15 protein-coding genes are annotated in these 18,853 nt (G+C 65.4%); 11 read left to right on the top strand and 4 right to left on the bottom strand.

Annotated elements, in window-relative coordinates; all coding sequences use genetic code 11:
• Positions 1-26: 26 nt before the first annotated feature.
• From AC3D25_RS28390 to AC3D25_RS28370, 5 genes are all read left to right on the top strand, one after another.
• Positions 27-1,679, top strand: a complete 1,653-nt coding sequence (locus tag AC3D25_RS28390; RefSeq protein ID WP_488891809.1) for a S10 family peptidase — start codon at positions 27-29, stop codon at positions 1,677-1,679.
• Positions 1,680-1,767: 88 nt separating this feature from the next.
• Entirely contained in the window at positions 1,768-3,897 is a 2,130-nt protein-coding gene (gene katE, locus AC3D25_RS28385; RefSeq protein WP_488891808.1) for a catalase HPII, read from the top strand.
• Between the two features lie 210 nt (positions 3,898-4,107).
• A complete protein-coding gene (locus AC3D25_RS28380) occupies positions 4,108-7,335 on the top strand; it encodes an ATP-binding protein (RefSeq protein ID WP_488891807.1) in 3,228 nt (1,075 codons plus the stop codon).
• Between the two features lie 204 nt (positions 7,336-7,539).
• Positions 7,540-8,070 (top strand): hypothetical protein, encoded by a 531-nt coding sequence (locus AC3D25_RS28375; protein WP_488891806.1) that lies wholly within the window; start codon positions 7,540-7,542, stop codon positions 8,068-8,070.
• A gap of 230 nt (positions 8,071-8,300) precedes the next feature.
• Positions 8,301-9,449, top strand: coding sequence for a L,D-transpeptidase (locus AC3D25_RS28370; RefSeq protein WP_488891805.1), 1,149 nt, complete (start codon positions 8,301-8,303; stop codon positions 9,447-9,449).
• A gap of 27 nt (positions 9,450-9,476) precedes the next feature.
• Here AC3D25_RS28370 and AC3D25_RS28365 read toward each other — a convergent pair whose 3' ends face one another.
• The 3 genes from AC3D25_RS28365 to AC3D25_RS28355 form a co-directional block, all read right to left on the bottom strand.
• Positions 9,477-10,334, bottom strand: coding sequence for a DMT family transporter (locus AC3D25_RS28365; RefSeq protein ID WP_488891804.1), 858 nt, complete (start codon positions 10,332-10,334; stop codon positions 9,477-9,479).
• 84 nt (positions 10,335-10,418) lie between these two features.
• Complete coding sequence (locus AC3D25_RS28360; RefSeq protein ID WP_488891803.1) at positions 10,419-10,604, bottom strand: hypothetical protein; 186 nt, start codon at positions 10,602-10,604, stop codon at positions 10,419-10,421.
• Positions 10,605-10,692: 88 nt separating this feature from the next.
• A complete protein-coding gene (locus AC3D25_RS28355) occupies positions 10,693-11,853 on the bottom strand; it encodes a TIGR03364 family FAD-dependent oxidoreductase (RefSeq protein ID WP_488891802.1) in 1,161 nt (386 codons plus the stop codon).
• Positions 11,854-11,956: 103 nt separating this feature from the next.
• On the opposite strand from AC3D25_RS28355, the gene AC3D25_RS28350 reads away from it, so the two are divergent.
• The 6 genes from AC3D25_RS28350 to AC3D25_RS28325 all read left to right on the top strand — a co-directional run bounded on the left by AC3D25_RS28350 (position 11,957) and on the right by AC3D25_RS28325 (position 17,504).
• Positions 11,957-12,712 (top strand): DeoR/GlpR family DNA-binding transcription regulator, encoded by a 756-nt coding sequence (locus tag AC3D25_RS28350; protein ID WP_488891801.1) that lies wholly within the window; start codon positions 11,957-11,959, stop codon positions 12,710-12,712.
• Positions 12,713-12,990: 278 nt separating this feature from the next.
• Positions 12,991-14,082 carry a 2-aminoethylphosphonate ABC transporter substrate-binding protein gene (phnS, locus tag AC3D25_RS28345; RefSeq protein ID WP_488891800.1) on the top strand — a complete coding sequence of 364 codons (1,092 nt, stop codon included), beginning with the start codon at positions 12,991-12,993 and terminating at the stop codon, positions 14,080-14,082.
• Positions 14,083-14,124: 42 nt separating this feature from the next.
• Positions 14,125-15,219 (top strand): 2-aminoethylphosphonate ABC transport system ATP-binding subunit PhnT, encoded by a 1,095-nt coding sequence (phnT, locus tag AC3D25_RS28340; protein WP_488891799.1) that lies wholly within the window; start codon positions 14,125-14,127, stop codon positions 15,217-15,219.
• Positions 15,197-16,117 carry a 2-aminoethylphosphonate ABC transporter permease subunit gene (locus AC3D25_RS28335; RefSeq protein ID WP_488891798.1) on the top strand — a complete coding sequence of 307 codons (921 nt, stop codon included), beginning with the start codon at positions 15,197-15,199 and terminating at the stop codon, positions 16,115-16,117. Before phnT ends, AC3D25_RS28335 begins: the two co-directional genes overlap by 23 nt.
• Positions 16,107-16,946: a 2-aminoethylphosphonate ABC transport system, membrane component PhnV gene (gene phnV, locus AC3D25_RS28330; protein WP_488891797.1), complete on the top strand. Its 840-nt coding sequence runs from the start codon at positions 16,107-16,109 to the stop codon at positions 16,944-16,946. The genes AC3D25_RS28335 and phnV overlap by 11 nt, the downstream gene beginning before the upstream one ends.
• Before the next feature lie 9 nt (positions 16,947-16,955).
• Positions 16,956-17,504 (top strand): phosphonate degradation HD-domain oxygenase, encoded by a 549-nt coding sequence (locus AC3D25_RS28325; protein WP_488891796.1) that lies wholly within the window; start codon positions 16,956-16,958, stop codon positions 17,502-17,504.
• 144 nt (positions 17,505-17,648) lie between these two features.
• On the opposite strand, the gene AC3D25_RS28320 is transcribed toward AC3D25_RS28325, so the two are convergent.
• Positions 17,649-18,677 carry a hypothetical protein gene (locus tag AC3D25_RS28320; protein WP_488891795.1) on the bottom strand — a complete coding sequence of 343 codons (1,029 nt, stop codon included), beginning with the start codon at positions 18,675-18,677 and terminating at the stop codon, positions 17,649-17,651.
• Positions 18,678-18,853 lie beyond the last annotated feature (176 nt).

Raw genomic sequence — 18,853 nt, 5'->3', positions numbered from 1 at the left:
AACAACGACACATCCCGGGAGCGACGATGACGAATTCCGACCAGGTGGCATCGAAATCCAGCAGCACGACTAGGACCACAAGCCAGCCCGCCGCGAAACACGGCTCTGCCAAGACCGACCAGCCGTTCTTCGATCCAACGCCTTACGGCAACGGCCCGGACGACTCCATCGACGCGAGCCTGACCGACGAATCGGCGGCCGTCACGCATCACTCGATCAAGCTCGGCGGCAAGGCAATCGCGTACACGGCGACCGCCGGTCACCTCGTCACCGTCGATCCGAGCAGTTCCAAGCCGGCCGCGAAGATGTTCTACGTGGCCTTCACGCAGGACAGCCAGCCCGAGGAAACGCGTCCGGTCACGTTCTTTTATAACGGCGGGCCGGGGTCTTCGTCGGTATTCGTGCTGCTCGGTTCGTTCGCGCCGCGCCGCATCAAGACCGCGATGCCCGACTTCACGCCGCCCGCGCCCTACGCGATGGAGGACAACACGGACAGCCTGATCGACAAGAGCGATCTCGTGTTCATCAACCCGGTCGGAACGGGCTATTCGGCGGCCATCGCGCCGAATAAGAACCGCGATTTCTGGGGCGTGGATGAGGACGCGAAGTCGATCAAGCAGTTCATCAAGCGCTTTCTCACCAAGAACAACCGCTGGAATTCGCCGAAGTTTCTGTTCGGCGAGTCCTACGGCACGGCGCGCAGTTGCGTGCTCGCGTATTTGCTGCACGAAGACGGCGTCGATCTGAACGGGATCACGCTCCAATCGTCCATTCTGGATTACCGGCAGGCCGGCAATCCGGTCGGCGCATTGCCGACCGCCGCCGCCGACGCGTGGTATCACAAGAAACTCGGCGTGCATCCGCGTCCCGCCGATCTGGAAGCCTTCTCGGAAGAAGTCGCCGAATTCGCGCGGACGGACTATCTGAACGCGCTGCGCAAATTCCCGCAGACCGACGACGACGTGGTGGAAAAGCTCGCCGAATATACCGGCATCGACCGCGCGACTTTGCTGGCGTGGAGTCTCGATATCGCCGCCTACGACAGCCGCGGCAATTCGCTGTTCCTCACTACTTTGCTCAAGTCCAAGGGCGAATCGCTCGGTTCCTACGATGGCCGCGTGACGGCGATTTCGTCGGGTATCGCCGGGAAAATCGATCCGAATTCCGGCGGCAACGATCCGACCATGACGGCCGTGAGCGGCGTCTACACGTCGATGTGGAACAGTTACCTGAACGAACAGTTGAAGTTCACGTCGACGTCGTCGTTCACGGACCTGAACGATCAGGCGTTCCAGAACTGGGATTTCCACCACATCGACCCGACCGGCGCGGAGAAAGGACTCGACGGCAAGAACAACGTCATTTTGTACACGGCGGGCGATCTCGCCGCCGTGATGGCGCTGAACGTGGACCTGAAGGTATTGTCAGCGAACGGTTTCTACGATTTCGTCACGCCGTTCTACCAGACGGTGCTGGATCTTCAGCAAATGCCGCTTATCGATAAAACCGTGCGCCAGAACCTCTCCGCGCGCTTTTATCCCTCGGGCCACATGGTCTATCTCGATGCCGGTTCGCGCACGCAACTCAAGGCCGATCTCGCGCAGATGTACACCGCCGCCACGACCAACCACGCGGCGATGAGCCGCATTCGTGCATTGCAGCAACGCAAGATCGAGTAAAAACGGCGCGCGCGGGAACAGTGTTTGCGGACGAAGACCGGTGCGCTATCGAAGCGCCCGGTCTAATTGTCAAACATGGAGTTCCCCGATGCCCACGACGAAAAAGCCCGCCGCCGCCAGCGCGGCCGCGAGCACCCCTTCGCAAAGCAATACCAATAAGAAGCTCGACAGCCTCGAACAATTCCGCAACGACCCGACCAATCAAGCCTTGACGACGAATCAGGGCGTCAAGGTCAGCGATAACCAGAACACGCTGCGCGCCGGTCCGCGCGGGCCGTCGCTGCTGGAAGATTTCATCATGCGTGAAAAGATCACGCACTTCGACCACGAGCGGATCCCGGAGCGGATCGTTCACGCGCGCGGTTCCGCCGCGCATGGCGTCTTCAAGGTGTACGAATCGCAGGCCGAGTTGTCGAAAGCCGATTTCCTTCAGGATCCGGCGAAGGAAACGCCGGTGTATGTCCGCTTCTCGACCGTCCAGGGTTCGCGCGGCTCGGCGGACACCGTGCGCGACGTGCGCGGATTCGCGGTGAAGTTCTACACGGACGAAGGCAACTTCGACCTGGTCGGCAATAACATGCCGGTTTTCTTCATACAGGACGCGATCAAGTTCCCCGATTTCGTCCACGCCGTGAAGCCCGAGCCGCATAACGAAATGCCGCAGGGCGGCTCGGCGCACGACACCTTCTGGGACTTTGTATCGCTTGTGCCGGAATCGGCGCACATGGTGCTCTGGGCGATGTCCGACCGCGCCATTCCGCGCAGCCTGCGCACGATGGAAGGCTTCGGTATCCACACGTTTCGCTTCGTGAACGCGGCAGGAAAGGGCCGGTTCGTGAAATTCCACTGGCGGCCGACCATCGGTTCGGCGTCGCTCTTGTGGGACGAAGCGCAGAAACTCGCGGGCAAGGACGCGGATTTCCATCGGCGCGATTTGTGGGAAGCGATCGACAACGGCGATTACCCGGAGTGGGAACTGGGCGTGCAGATCGTCGAGGAAGAGGACGAACACAAGTTCGATTTCGATCTGCTCGATCCGACCAAGATCATCCCGGAAGAACTTGTGCCGCTGAAGATGATCGGCAAGCTGACGCTCAACCGCAATCCCGACAACTTTTTCGCGGAAACCGAGCAGGTCGCGTTCTGTCCGGGCCATATCGTGCCGGGTATCGACTTTTCGAACGATCCGCTGCTGCAAGGCCGGCTTTTTTCCTACACCGATACGCAGATCAGCCGTCTCGGCGGCCCGAATTTCCACGAAATTCCGATTAATCGTCCGCTCGCGCCGCTGAACAACGGTCAGCGCGACGCGATGCATCGCGTGACGGTCAACAAGGGGCAAGCGTCCTACGAACCGAATTCCATCGACGGCGGCTGGCCGAAGGAAACGCCACCGGCGGCGTCCGGCGGCGGTTTCGAGTCGTATCAGGAACGCGTCGACGGCGCGAAAATCCGCGTGCGGAGTCCGTCGTTCTTCGACCATTATTCGCAGGCGACGCTGTTCTGGAACAGCATGACGCAGCCGGAGAAGGATCATATCGTCGGCGCGTACACGTTCGAACTGGGCAAGGTCGAGCGCAAGCCCATCCGCGAACGGCAGTTGACCATTCTCGCGAATATCGCCGATGAACTCGTCTCACGCGTCGCGGAAAACCTGGGTTTGCCGGCGCCCGCGAAGAGCGCGAGCGCGGAGGAACTCGGCAAGTCGTCGATTGCAGAATCGCCCGCGCTGTCTTTGATCGCGAAAGCCAAGCCGTCGATCAAGACGCGCAAGGTCGCGATTCTCGCGGCGAAGGGCGCGGACACGGCCAGCATCAAGGCCATCAAGGACGCGCTGGCGGCAGGCGGCGCGCACGCCAAGGTGATCGCGCCCATGCTTGGCTCGCTCGGCGACGGCATCGAAGTGGACGCGACCATTCAGGGCCTGCCGTCGATCATGTTCGACGGCGTGGTGGTCGCGGGCGGCGCGGCGAGCGCGAAGCTGCTGGCGGAATCCGGCGACGCTCGCCATTTCGTGCTTGAAGCGTTCAAGCATCTGAAGTCGATCGGCGCGATCGGCGATGGCGAGGACGTACTCGCGGCCGCGCATCTGCCGACCGGCGACGAAGGCGTGAGTGTCGGCGGCGACGCGAAGACCGTGATGAAGAAGTTTATCGACGCGCTGTCGAATCACCGCGTGTGGTCGCGCGCAGCGAAGGCGGAAAGCGTGCCGGCTTGATAGTTGTGTCGTGATCGCGCGTAAGAAACCCACGCTCTGGCGTGGGTTTTTTTTCTCCGCCGGACCTTTCATAGGATTTGGCGATCCTCGGCATATTTGAGACACTTGACGCACACATTTTGCGGGTCAGCCGGCTTGGCACTTTCCCCATGCGGTCCGTCGAAGTATCGATCCCGTTGGCTCGCGCGGTGGGGACCATGCGCGCTGCTCGTGGCCGCCAGCTTCGGGTTCGCCGCGCTCGCCCGCGCCGCGCCGGCCCGCGCCGCGCCGGCCCGCGCCGCGCCGGCGTTCGTCGTCGGCGCGGTGCCGGGCATGCTGGCGCCGTTCGAACTGCGGAGCGAAGCGGACCCCCGTCCCGTGCCGGGTCGAACGCCGGAGCCGGACCCGCCCCAAGCGCCGCCGATTCGCGGCATTTCCGCCGATTACGCCGTCGAAGTCGCGCGGGCGCTCGACCGGCCGCTTGCGTGGCGCAGCTATCCGGATCGCGCGGCGCTGATTGCGGCGCTCAGGCGCGGCGAGATCGACGCCGCGACCTGCGCGACCGGCGAAGACAGCGGGCCGCCGCTCGCGCTGTCGCGCCCGTATATCGCGACCAAGCAGGTTTTCGTCGAAGCGCGCGCGCGGCACACGCCGTCCGGGCGCATCGCGTTCGTCGCGGCGCAGGCATCGCCCGCGCGGATCGCCGCCGCTTATCCGGCGAAGCGGCCGGCTGCTTATCCCGACGTCGTCTCGGCGCTGCTCGCGGTCACGTTCGGCGAAGCGGACGCGTTTGTGGGCGATCTGGTGGCGACCAGCTTCGCGATTCAGCATTTCGATCTCGCCGCGCTCGCCATCACCGGTTTTGCGCCGTTCGACGAGGGCGGCTACAGCTTCGCGTTCGATCCCGCGCGTCCCGGCGCACAGGCGCTGCGTCAACGCGTCGATACGGCCCTTGCCGCGCTGCCGCCGCGCTTTCCGCTCGAAGTTCGCGCGCGCTGGGGCGCGCTGAGCGCGCCTGTCACCTTCGATCAGCCGCTCGCGCTTAACGACGAAGAGCGCGCCTGGATCGCGGCGCATCCGGTCGTGCGTTATTCGATGCTGGCGGGCGCCGCGCCGTATTCGTTTCTCGACGCGGATGGCCGCCCGGCGGGGCTTGTCGTCGATACACTCGCGGCCATCGCGCGCGTGACAGGGCTGCGTTTCGAAGCGCGGACGCATCGCCAGGTCAGCGAACTCGCGGCCGACGTGAACAGCGGACGGGCCGCCTTTACGCCGATCGGCATCACCGGCGCAGCGGCCGCGTCCGGCTTTATCCTGTCCCGGGCCTTCGGCGACGGTCTGTTTGTCATCGTCACGCGTGCCGGTGCGCCGCCGATCCGTGAGGCAAGCGCGCTGGCCGGGCGCCGCGTGGCGCTGCCGAAAGGTTTTCCCGTGAGCGCGCTGGTCCGCCGGCGCGTACCCGAGGCGAAAATCGTCGATACGGCGCTGTGGGGCGATCAGTTCGACGCCGTGGCGGACGGCCGGGCCGACGCGACGGTGATCGAGTTGGGCTTCGCTAATTACGTGGTTGGGAATGCTTACCGCGACCGGCTCGCGATAAGCGGTGCGTTCTCGGCGGAGCCGGTGCCGCACGCGTTCGCGGTCGCGGCGAAGGAGCCGGTGCTGCTCGGGATCCTGAATCGCGCGATCGCCCACATGTCGCCCGCCGAACTCGACGCCATCCGTAACCGCTGGTCGCTCGTCGAACACCCGGAAGCGCAGTGGGAGCGGCGCCGCCCGCAAGTCGCGCTCGGCGCGGCGGCGGGTCTTGCCATCGTGCTGCTGCTCGGCGGGTGGGCGGTGTCGCTGCGCGTGCAGATCGTGCGGCGGATCGCGGCGGAAGCGGCGATGCGCGCGGCGAAAGAGGAAGCCGAAACGGCGAACCGGGCGAAATCGACGTTCCTTGCCACCATGAGCCACGAAATCCGCACGCCGATGAACGCTGTGCTCGGGCTGCTCGAACTCGAACTGCGCAATCCCGGCGAACGCGCGGATACCGAGCGCGCGTTGAGCACGGCGCATCGGGCGGCGCGCGATCTGCTGGGCTTGATCGACGATATTCTCGATATCGCGAAAATCGAGGCCGAGCGGCTTACGCTCACGCCCGCGCCGCTGGAACTCGGCGCGTGGGTCGCGAGCGTCGCCGCCATCTACGAACCGGCGGCGCGCGCGAAAGGCATTGGGTTCGTCGTGCGGGCGCGCCGGGACATCGGCGAAGTCTGGATCGAGGCCGACGCGCTGCGTCTGCGGCAAGTGCTGGGCAATCTTCTGTCGAACGCGATCAAGTTCACCGGCGAGGGCGCGGTGACGCTGGAATACGACGCGGGCGCGGTCGAGAACGGCGCGCGCGCGGTGACGCTGGCGGTGTCGGATACGGGCATCGGCATGGCGCCCGGGCAGCGCGCCGAACTGTTCCAGCCGTTCGTGCAGGCGCACGCCGACAGCGCCGGCCGCTACGGCGGAACGGGACTCGGGCTGACCATCTGCCGCCGCCTCGTCACGATGATGGGCGGCGTGATCGACGTGGCGAGCGAGCGTGGGCAAGGCAGTTGTTTCACGCTGCGCGCGACGTTTGCCGCGGCCGAAGCCGTCGCGCTGTCCGCGCCCGCCGCCGAACCTGAGCACGGGCAAGCCGCGTTTGCGGGCCTGCGCGTGCTGGTTGTCGACGATCACCCGGCGAACCGGATGCTGCTCACCGCGCAACTGCGGTTGCTCGGTTGCGTGCCGCGCGCGTGCGAGGACGGCGCGGCCGCGCTGGCGGCGTGGCGCGCGAATCCTGCGTGCGTCGATCTGATCCTGACCGATTGCTCGATGCCCGTGATGAGCGGGGAGGATTTGACGCGCGCCGTGCGCGCCGACGAACGGCAACGTTACGTCGCGCGCCCCGTGCCGATTCTCGGCGTGACGGCGAACGCGCAGCCGGAAGCGGCGGCGGACGCGGTCGCGGCGGGCATGACGGCGTGTCTCGTCAAACCGCTCTCACTCGACGAGTTGCGCCGCGCGCTGCGCGCGGCGGCCGGTACCGGGCCGCGCACGGAAGCGGCCGTGGAAACGCCGGCGCAAACCGAACGCGTCTACGATTCAGCGCTGATCGCGGCGTTCGGGGCACAGTCGGCGGCGCTCGTCGCGGCGCTCAAGACGGCGAACACCGACGACCTCGCCGCCGCCCGCAACGCGTTCGAGGCGCGCGATTATCGTCGGCTGCGGGAGACGGCGCACCGCATGAAGGGCGCGGCGTTCGTGGTGGGCGCGACGCCGTTTGCGTCCGCGTGTCTCGCGCTCCAGGCGGCGTGCCAGACCGCCTTGGACGCGCCTTCGACGCCGCACAGCGCGGGCGTCGCGAATGCCTACGCGTCCTTCGCCGATGCCGCCGCCACGCTCGATGCGGCGCTTGCCGACTACACGGAACCGGCCGCTTGATGCGCGGATCGCCGGCGATTTTTGCCCCGCTTGGCGAGGCAACGCACGGCGCGGTTTTTCGCCTATGGTTTAATTGGAATCCGTCTGTCTCAATAATGGATCGCCAGGTGTCCAGCTCATTGTCCCGCGCATTGGTCAGCTTATTTGCCGCCTTAATCGGTCCCTTTTCCGCGCGCGCCGGTGTTGTTCACGCGCGTTCGACGCATGCATCGACGGCCGCCTGAGCCGCCGTCGACTTCGCGTGGCCGCCGGCCGCCGAGTGCGCTCGCGATGGCGCACGCGGTCGTGCTCGCGTCCGTCCTCGCCGCGTGGGCGTTGCCCGCGTGCGCCCAGCGCGCCGAATGGCTGGACCCGCGGGTCACGCAAGCCACTATCGTCGATACGATCTGCGTGCCGGGTTACGCCGACCGCGTCTCGCCCACGTTCGAAGTGCAGATGCGTCAGAAGGACCGGCTGCTGAAGCAGCGCGGGATCGGCGCGACCGAGGGGTCGGACTACGCGCTCGACCACCGGATGCCGGTCTTGCTCGGCGGCTTGCCGAGCGCGGCGATCAACCTCGACCTGCGGCCGTGGGACGGCCGCGCGGGCCAGCGCCGGAAGGAACGGCTGGCGGTGTTTCTCAAGCGCTGCGTGTGTACCGGCGACCTGACGCTCGCGCAGGCGCAATCGTCCATTTCGGGCGACTGGCCGAACCGGTTTCCTAATCTGTCCAGTTTGACGTGCTCGGGGTCGTGAGTGCGGCCGCCTTGTTCATCGCCTGTCCCGCGTTTTCGCGCTTGATGCTGCACGCGCGGGCTTTGGTGTCCGGCGAGGGATCGGCGCGGCTTCAGTGAACTTTGCCGGCCGGAAAGCGACGAATCCGGCGAGGGGATCGTTGGGCGCGGTCGCTTCCGATGAAGCCGGTGCCATCGGCCGCACCGGCTTTTTTCTGCGCCCGCACATCGGCCGGAGGACCCTGCTTTTACATGCAGCACTTGGGCAACACGTATTTTCGGACCGTACTCCTGACGACGGCTGCGGTCGCGTCGCTGACCGGATCTCCAGGCGCGAACGCTCAGGCGACGCCAGCGAGCGGCGCATCGGCGGTGCGTGGCCATGGCGCGCAAGCCTTGCCGCCGATTTTGACGCCGATTCCGCCGCCGATTCTGAAGCCGGCTCCGCTGCCGATTCTGAAGCCGCCGGGCGCGGCGCCGTTGCCGGGCTTGCCCGTGCCGCCGCCGGTTCCAGCTTCAGCGTCAGCGTCAGCGGCTCCTGAACCCCGCTCGGGCGCGAGCGATGCGTTGCAAGCCGAATCTCCCGAACCCGAACCGCCCGCGCTGAACCTCGCGCAGCAATCGCCGATGAACCCCGCCGGCGCGCTCGCCTTACGCGCGACGTTCGCGAAGGAAGTCGCGCGCCGCCTGACCGTGCCCGCCGCCGACCAGCAAGCCTTCGGCCGGCAACTCCAGCACGCGCTCGATACAGCGGGCCACGGCGATCTCGCCAACGAATACGCGGTGCTCGTCGATCGCAGCGAGAACGTGCAGGCGCTCTTCATCTACTTTCGGGCGAAGGTGGCCGACGCGTGGTCGATGATCGGCGCGGCGCCGGTTTCGACCGGCCGTCCGGGCACCTACGACCATTTCGTGACGCCGCTCGGCGTGTTCGAACATACGCCGCGCAACATGGATTACCGCGCGGAAGGGACGCTGAACGAGTTCGGGATTCGCGGCTACGGCGCGCGCGATATGCGTATCTACGATTTCGGCTGGACGCAGGGCGAGCGCGGCTGGGGCAAGGGCGGTTTCTCGGAGATGCGCTTCCAGATGCACGCAACCGATCCCGACAAGCTCGAAGCCGTCCTCGGTATCCGTCATTCGAAGGGATGCGTGCGGATTCCGGCCACGCTGAATACGTTCTTCGACCATCGCGGGGTGATCGACATGGAATACGAGGCGCGGGCCGCGCGCGGGGATTCGCTGTGGATTCTCAAGAGCAAGCGCGAGGCGACGCCTTGGGCGGGGCGCTATCTGGTGGTGATCGATACAGCGCGCAAGTCGCGTCCGGCGTGGTCGCCTGTGCCGGGGAGCAGCTCGCGGGCGAAGGTTCCGGCTGCGGCGGATACGGCGGATTGAGTGGCTTCAGGCCGGACGCCGTGACGTTTATCCCGCCCGCGCCAGCAGCACGCCCACCAGCGCCACGCCAAACCCAACCAACTGCACCGCCGCAAGCGTCTCGCCGAACGCGAAATAACCTTCCAGCGCGGCGAGCGGCGGCGCGAGAAACAAGAGCGCCGTGGCGCGCGCTGCATCGCCGCGACGGACCATCCAGACCAGCAGCGTCGTCGCGATGCCCGACAGCATCACCACACCCCACGCGAGCGCGAACCAGGTCGTCGGCGATGGAATGAAGCGGTGTTCGCCGAGCGACACCGCGAGCAGCGCGGCGACCATCGCCGCGCCGAGATTCTGGAGCGCGCTCGCGCTGCGCAGATCGGCATCGGCGAGCGACGTCTTTTGATACAGCGTGCCGGCCGTGATCGCGACGACCGCGAACAAGGACACGCCGATCACCAGCCCCTGCGACCCGCCCGCGCCGCCGTGCAACTTGGGCCATAGCACGAGCGCGACGCCCGCCAGCCCGAGCACGAGCCCGCACCACGCGCGGCCCGACAGCCGTTCGCCGAACAAACGCGCGGCGACGGCGGCGGTGAAGATCGGCTGGAGCGCGCCGAGCAGCGCCATCACGCCCGCGCTGACGCCGTGCGCGACCGCCCAGTAACCTGCGCCGAGGTAGACGCCCTGCAGAAGCGCGCCCGCCAACAGATGCTTGAATACATCGCGTCCGGACGGCCAGCGCACGCGCGCGGCGAGGGCGATCGCGGTGAAAAGCAGCGCCGTGCCGCAAAAGCGAGCGAGCAGGTAGAGATTGGGGTCGACGTAGGGCGTGATCGCGCGCGCGACGATAAAACCCGTCGACCAAAGGAACACGAAGACGGCGGGAACCGCGAACTGGAACATGGCGACTTTTGGGAAAAACCGCAGTATCGGCGCGCTCGGTCCGGCGCGTCTTGTTCAGCCCTGCATTGTTTGAGCCGAGCCGCCTTAACGGATCGCGAAGACGAGCGGCGCTTGGCTGCCGTCCGGCGCGGGTTCAAAATGCCGGGCGAGTTGCGCGTGAAGCTGGCGGGCTTCATCGACGGTCAGGTCGATCCAGAAAGGATCGCCTGCCGAGTCGTTCAGCCGTTCACGGGGAAACTGCAATTCGAGCGCGGCGGATTTTTCGGTCATCTTCGTTCCGGGGATTCGTGTCGATCGACGTAGTTTACCAACGCGAGCCGCTCGCATTAACGCCGCAGGAGAAACAATCCCTTGCCGATCAGCACGGCAGCGGCGCGCCATCGAGTGCGTGGCGCGCGACCGCTTCCGCCAGCGCCGGGCCGATGCTCATGCCGACGCCCGAATGCATGAACACGCCCGCGACGCGCGGCGCGGGTTGCAGCACGCTGAACGGCGCGCCGCTCGTGCCGTTGCGCGCGCCGTAGACGCCCTGCCAGCGCTCGACGACATCGACCCGCTCGCCGAACGTCGATTCGGCCAGCCCGAGCAAGAGATCGTCGACGTGTTGCGCGTTGAAGGGCGACGGATCGGCGGCGTAATCGTGCGAATCGCCGATCACCAGATCGCCGTGCGGCGTCGGACTTGCCAGCAAATGGATGCCGTATTCGAGCAACTGCGGCGCGGTCGCGGCGACTTCGGCGTGCAGCGCGGCGGCTTCCGGCAAGTCCGCGAACGCGCCGTAATGCAGACAACTCAAGCCGGTCAGCACGGTGTGACCGAGCGCGAGCGGCGTGGACGGGCGCACCCGCAGCATTTGCAGACGGCACACCGACGGTTCGAGCGCGGCCAGTTCGGGCGCATACAAAGTCTGATAATCGTGGCCCGAGCACACGATTACGCGCTCCGCATCCCACGTGCCGGCGGTCGTATCGAGCCGCGTCCCATCGATCCCGCGCACCAGCGCGCCGAAGCGGAAATCCACGTTGTGTTCGCGCTGCAGAAATTCGACGAGCGCCGGAATCGCCTCACGCGAGTAAAGCTGCAGGTCGTCACGCCCATGCAGCGCCGCGCGATGATGCCGGAAACGCCCATCGTAGAGCCGTTCCAGCGCGGCGGCGGGCAAGAGAGCCGCGTCGTAGCCGCACTGGGACGCGCGCGTTTCGATAAACGCATCGAGCACGTGCGCCTCGGCTGCCGTCCGCGCGAACAGCAGCGAGCCGGAACGGCGGACGTGCAAACCGGCGCGCCCGGCCCAGTCGAGCCAGATCGCCCGCGATTCGCGTGCGAGCGCGTGCATCGCGCCGGGCGGCTGGCCGGTCACGAGCACCACGCCGAAGTTGCGGACGGACGCGCCGAGCGGCGTTCCGCTGCGCTCGAAAACGGTCACGCGCAAGCCGCGCCGCGCAAAAGCGTAAGCGTGCGACAGGCCGAGAATGCCAGCGCCGACAATCGCGACACTCGTTTGATTCAAAGTATTCATCGGTTTTCCAGAGGTGTTAGCGCGCGTCTTACTCGCGTACTACAATACGCGCGCCATTTATTACGACGCTCGCGCTTTAAGCGCGCGGCGCAACGGACCAGCGATGCTTGCGGAACAACGTCACCAATACATACTTGCGGAGTTGTCGAAGTCGGGCGCGCTGTCGGTCGCCGAACTCGTGCGGGCGCTCGACGTTTCGCGCGAGACCGTCCGGCGCGACCTCAACGCGCTGGCCATACGCGGCCTGATCGTGACGACGCATGGCGGCGCGCTCGCCACCGATCATCGCGAACCGCACGTCGATGTGCGCGAAGCGGCGAACGCGGCGGCCAAGCGCACGATCGGCGAGCGCGCGGCGCAACTGGTGCCGGACGGGGCGTCGGTGATCGTCGATTCGGGCAGCACGACGCAGGCGCTCGGCCGCGCGCTCGCCGGGCATCACCGGTTGACGGTATACACGAACGACTGGCGGATCGCGCTGCTGCTCGCGCGCCACAACGACAACCGCGTGACGCTGCTCGGCGGCGAGTTGTCCGATCACGAAGACGCCACTTTCGGCCTCGACACGCTCACCCAGCTCTCCCAATATCACGCCGATTTCGCGTTTGTCGGCGCGGGCGCGATCACGCCGGACGCGCATCTCACCGATTACTCGCGGCTCGCCGCCGAAGTGCGCAGCCGGATGATCGTCTCGGCGGCGACGGCGGTCGTGATCGCGGATCGCTCGAAGTTCGGCGGCCTCACGCCGGTGCGTATCCGCGATTTCGAGAAAGTGCGCTACGTCGTGACCGAACGCGCCCCCGACAAGGCGCTCTGCCGGGCGCTTGCGGCGCGCGGCCCCGAATTGCTGATCGCTTGAAGCCGCGCTCCGGCCGTCACGTTCCCGTAAGCAATTCACGCGTTCAAACGCACCGGCCAGCCGGATCGAAGGCGACGCGCCGAACATTTTTTTCTCCGAAATTCGTCGTTGTATGATCGCCAGTGTAGTGGCGAAATGTGTCATTTGTTGGATGGATGTGGCGTCGTCACTGTGCTGTCATACAGATTTGTGATGATCCGTCGCAGCCGCAGAACGCCTTTTCCTCGTTTTCAATCCGCTTTTCACCGACACCGATTTTTCGACGCGAGACACGCTCCATGACGAACAACAAGCGCTTTCAACCCGCACGCCGCTTTACGCTCAAGCTGATTCCGGCACTCGCCGTCGCGGCTTTCGCGGGCACGGCCGCCCCGGCTTTCGCCGCCGACGCCGTGGTGCTCTACACCGCCGACGGTCTGGAAAATCTGTACAAGGACGTGTTGCCCGCGTTCGAAAAGAAGGAAGGCGTGAAGGTGAACATCGTCACGGCGGGCAGCGGCGAGGTGGTGAACCGCGCGACCGTCGAGAAGGATTCGCCGAAGGCCGACGTGATCGTGACGTTGCCGCCGTTCATCCAGCAGGCGGCGCAGTCGGGCCTGCTGCAGTCGTACCAGAGCGTGAACTACAAGAACGTGCCGGCAATCGCCAAAGCGACCGACGGCGCATGGGCGACCTTCGTGAACAACTATTTCTCGTTCGCGATCAACCCGGAAGTGACGAAGACCGCGCCGAAAACCTTCGCCGATCTCCTGCATCCGAGCTACGAGGGCAAGGTCGCTTATTCGAACCCGGCGACGGCGGGCGACGGCATGGCCGTCATCATCCTGACCTCGGCGCTGATGGGCGAAGACCAGGCATTCGACTATCTCAAGAAGCTCGAAAAGAGCGCCAAGTTCCACACCAAGGGCACGGGTTATCTGGACGTCCTGCTCTCGCGTAACGAGATCGCGTTCGCGAACGGCGACCTGCAAATGGACCTCGACGACGCTGCAAACGGCGGTCTTTCGCTGAAGCCGCTGTTCCTCGCCGCCAAGCCGGGCGATGCGCCGACGACGTTCCAGTTGCCTTACGCCATCGGCCTTATCAAGAGCGGACCGAACCAGGCTGCGGGCAAGAAGCTGATCGACTATCTGATGTCGACGGACGTGCAGTCGAAAGTGCCGGATATCTACGGCATTCCGGCGCGCACCGATGTTCCGCTCGCGGGCAAGAACGGCACGGCGGTGAAGGAAGCCATCGCGGGCGTGAAGCTGATTCCGGTGGACTGGAGCCAGGTGATGGAGAAGAAAGCCGGCTGGACCGCGCGCTGGAAGGACGAGGTGATCGGCACGTCGGGTAAGCAGGTCGAAGTCGTGAAGCCGAAGTCCTAAAGCCGCCACGAGGTCGCGCGACCTATTTTTGAAGGAAGAAACGTGAACACTCTGGCGCTCGCTCCCACGCCGCACGGCACTGCCGCCGCGCCCGCCCGGCAAAACGCAGACGCGCTGCCCGGCGTGCATATCGACCGGCTGACCGTGCGCTTCGGCGCGCGGACGGTGCTCGACGATCTGTCGCTCACCATCCAGCGCGGCGAATTGCTGACCGTGCTCGGCAAGAGCGGTTGCGGCAAGACCACGCTGCTGCGGTTTATCGCGGGCTTCGTCGCCGCCGATGCGCTCGCGGGAAGTCTGAGCGTGGCCGGCCGCGATCTGACTCACGTGCCGCCGCATCGGCGAAATCTCGGGCTGCTGTTCCAGAACTACGCGCTATTTCCGCATCTTTCGGTGTTCGAGAACGTCGCGTTCGGGCTGCGGGCGCGCGGTTTGAAAGCGGGCGAGATCGCGCGGCGTGTCGCCGATGCGCTCAAGCTCGTGCAGCTTTCCGATGCCGGTCACGTCATGCCCGCGCAGCTTTCCGGCGGCATGCAGCAGCGCGTGGCGCTCGCGCGCGCGCTCGTGATCGAACCGGACGTGCTGCTGCTCGACGAGCCGCTGTCCGCGCTCGATGCCAATTTGCGCGCATCGGTGCGTTCCGAACTGAAGGCGCTGCACGAGCGGCTACCGAACCTGACCATCGTGTGCGTCACGCACGATCAGGACGACGCCCTCGTGCTGTCCGACCGCACGCTATTGATGCGCGACGGCCGCGTGGCGCAGCTCGGCACGCCGCGCGAACTCTACGACACACCCGCCGACGGTTTCGTCGCACGCTACCTGGGCGCGGCGAATTTGCTGCCGCCGGCGGTCGTGTTTCCAATCGGCGATGCCCGCCGCGAGGAACGCGAACGTGTCGCGTGCGTGCGGCCGGAGCAGCTTGCCATCGTGCCGCTCGGCGAAGGCCATTTGCACGGCACGATTGCGTCGGTGGAATGGTACGGCGCATCGCTTTCGATCGCCGTCTCGCTCGATGCCTTGCCCGATCAACCGGTGCTCGTCACCGCGCAACGCGGCCACGGCGCGATGCCCGAAAAGGGCGCGCGCGTTTCACTTCGCTACGAGGCTGCCGATGTCGTCCTTATCCGCCCCTGACGCACTCGCCGACGACGCGCGTCTCACCGCTCAGTTCGCCGAGCACGCGGCGCGGGTGAAGCGCCGCGAGCGCGGCGCGCAGTGGCATTTGCTGTTCATTCTGGTCGTGATTCTCGGGCCGCTAGTCGTGTATCCGCTCGTGCGGCTCGTGGAATTGAGCCTGTCTGGCGAGCACGGCATGAGCCTGCACGCCTACACGGCGTTCCTGAGCAATCCGGAGACGCGCGGCGTGATCGGCACGACGCTCGGCATCCTGTTCGCCAGCGCGACGCTCGCCTCCTTGCTCGGTGTCGCCATCGCGTCGATGCTTTTTTTCAAGCCGTTTCCCGGCGCGAAACTGGTGACGCGCTTCCTCGAATTGTTCGTCGCGTTTCCGTCGTTCCTGGTCGCGTTCACGCTGATTTTTTTGTATGGATCGCAGGGTTCGGTGAGCGTCGGATTGCAGCGGCTCCTTCATCTTGAGAACCCGCCGCTCGATTTCCTGTTCGGCATCGGCGGCGTGATTCTCGCGGAAGTCGTGTTCTACGCGCCGTTCGTCGTGCGCCCGACGCTCGCCTCGTTCGCGACGCTCGACATGCGTCTCATCGAAGCGGCCAGGAGTCTCGGCGCGAGCGGCTGGCGCGTCGCGTTCAAGGTCGTGTTGCCGATCGCGTGGCCGGGTATCGCGGCGGGCACGATCCTGTGTTTCCTGCTGACGCTCAACGAATTCGGCATCCTGCTCGTACTCGGCAGCGCGCATCTGGTCACGCTGCCCATCGCGATCTACACGGCGGCTACCGTCGATCTCGACCTGCCGACAGCCGCCGCCGGATCGGTCGTGATGCTTGTGATGTCGCTATCGCTTTATGCGCTGTACCGGCGGATGAATCGTCGTATCGGAGGCCGCAATGGCAGCTAATCCTGCGCTCATCGCTGGCGCGAGCCGCGCGCCGTTGATCAGGCGCATCGGCGGCGCGGTGCTGATGTCGTTCATGGCGCTGCTGTGCTTCTGGTTGTTCGTGTTGCCCGTGATCGTCGTCGCGCTGTCGAGCGTGGCGTCGCACTGGTCGGGCACGGTCCTGCCCGATGGCTTCAGCATGCGCTGGTTCGAGCGGCTCGGATCGAGCGACTTCGATGCGCTCACGACGAGCCTCGAAGTCGGTTTCGGCGTCGCGGTGCTCGGCACGGTGCTGGGCGTGTGGCTGGCGCTTGCGCTCGAAGGGCGCGACCGGCGCGGACTGGGCGCGATCGTCGATACCGTCGCGATGATGCCCAACGGCGTGCCGAGCGTCGTGCTCGGGCTGGCTGTGTTGATCGCGTATCACAAGCGACCGCTCGATCTTTCCGGGTCGGCGGCGATCGTCGTGCTCGTTCAACTCGCGCTCGTGCTGCCGTTCTGCTACCGGTGCGCCGCCGCCGCGTTGCGTCCTGAATTGACCGTATTGCGCGAGGCCGCGGCAAGTCTCGGCGCGAGTCCGCAGCGTGTCCTGATGCGCGTCGTGTTGCCGCAAATGGTGCCCGCGATCCGCGCGAGTCTCGCGCTCGGTTTCGCGTTGTCGCTCGGCGAACTCGGCGCGACGCTGACGGTGTATCCGCCGGGGTTCGCGACGGTGCCGATCGTGGTCGTGGGGCAGGTGAATCGCGGCTATTACTTGCCGGCGTCGGCGCTTTCGCTGATCTTGCTGGCCGTATCGCTTGCCGCGTTGTTGATGATTGCCGCGCGCGTCCCGCGCCGGCGTGTGGCTTGAGGTGATGCGATGGCATTGAGTCTCGGCGATATCCGCCATTTGTTCGATACGTACGGCGGGATCGCTTATACCGGCGAGCCGGTTACGCAGCTTGAGCACGCGTTGCAGACGGCGGAGCTCGCGGAGGAGGCGGGCGCGAGCGATGAACTGATCGCGGCGTCGTTGCTGCACGATCTGGGGCATCTGCTGAATTTGCAGGGCGAGACGCCGACTGAACGGGGTATCGACGATCTTCACCAGTACTTTGCGCTGCCTTTTATCAGGCCGCTGTTTTCGGACGCGGTGCTTGAGCCGATCCGTCTTCACGTCGATGCGAAGCGCTGCTTGTGCGCTATCGACGCTTCTTACTTTGCGCGGCTTTCTGCGGATTCTGTGCGTAGTCTTGAACTGCAGGGCGGGGTCTTCGATGAGCACGAGGCGGCCGCGTTTTTGGAGCGGCCTTTTGCACAGGACGCGATGCAGTTGCGGCGGTGGGATGATCTGGCTAAAGCGCCCGGACGGGGTACGCGTGATGTCGCGTATTTTATGGAGGTGGTGGAGCGCGTTGCGCGGGGTTAGGTTTTGCTGGCGCTTGTTGCTGTTGCGAGCAACTAAAGCCCTAGAGACGGAATCGGTCTGACCGACGAAAGAGAAAGCACGTTCCCGGAAAAGCGTCAAAGCAATCGTGCGACAGCGCGCCCCGGCGAGCCAATACCCGTCTTATCAAAAACTAAGCGCAAGCCCCACCGAAGTCCCGGAAATATTCTGCCCAAAGGCATAACGCCCGACCAGTCGCACGCGTGAAAAAAGCTTGGTCACTGCCCCCGTGTCCACCTCAAGTCCCGCACCGAGCGAAGTGAGGTGATTAAACCCGAGAATCCCCGCCTGGCTACCAAGATAAGTGGAGTGCGAAAGTTCGAGCACGTAACGCAGCGGCCTGTGCAGCACGATCGCACCCGTGGGCGCTCTCCACCGCGCATAGAGATTCGCAGTCTGCGCATCGGAACTGCCCCGGACGGCCTGCGGCGAAGCGAACGTTTGAAGGTGCATATAGGTGTAACGCAACTCGACGTCGATTTCGTAATTCTCGCGCACGTGCTCGAGATCGAGCATGACGGCGCCGCCAAGTCCGTAAGCACTCAACGAACCGTTATCGAGGAAATCGAGTTCCGTGCCCGCACGACGATTAATCAAAAACTGCGCGGCCTTGGCGTCGCTCACCGCATGCCCGAGCGAGACATTGAAGATCGGCCGGAACACGAGTTCCTTGCTCTCGATCAGCGGGAAATCCCAGCCGACTCCGCCCGTCGCCGAAAAATTTGTCCAACGTGTAGGCAACTTGCGCCGCTCCGCGCCGTCGCTTAAGACAAACGTCGGATCGTAGCGGCTGCCGCCCATCGAACCCTCAAGATAAAGCGGAAAACTCCGGCTCAGCGTGAAACCGCCGCCGAACTGCGAGAGCCCCACCGAGGGATTGTCGGTCGAGCCGTTGCGAATGCTGAGCGAACTCGACGATAAATCGGGGACCGCGGAATAGCCCATCAACGCAAGCACGCCATTCGCGCGCCGCTGGACATTGGCGCCGACCAGATGAAAATCCGGCGGCGTTTCCGGACGCGTCGCTTCCGCATGCGTCGCGTCGATTCCGCTCAAAGGCCCGGCCGCGAACCCCGCTGCCGCGAGCAGGATGGTCCTTGCGCAGGCCCGCAAACCGGCCACGCGGGCATGGGCGTGATGGATACAACGTGACATGGCGCGCCGTCTCTGAAGCTTCAGGGACACGAATTATATTGACGCGATCGGGCCGATTTGCCCGGATTTGTTGCAGACGGGCCGAGGTCTTTCCAAAATTTATGTCAAAAAATGCGGACTCGTCATTTTCGGCCGTCGACTCGCGATGGCCGCCATCCGTTCACCTCACGTTCATA

It is taken from the genome of Caballeronia sp. SL1002 (assembly GCF_057814995.1).
The sequence above is the reverse complement of the archived record's forward strand: the minus strand, read 5'-3'. Positions and strand labels throughout refer to the sequence as shown.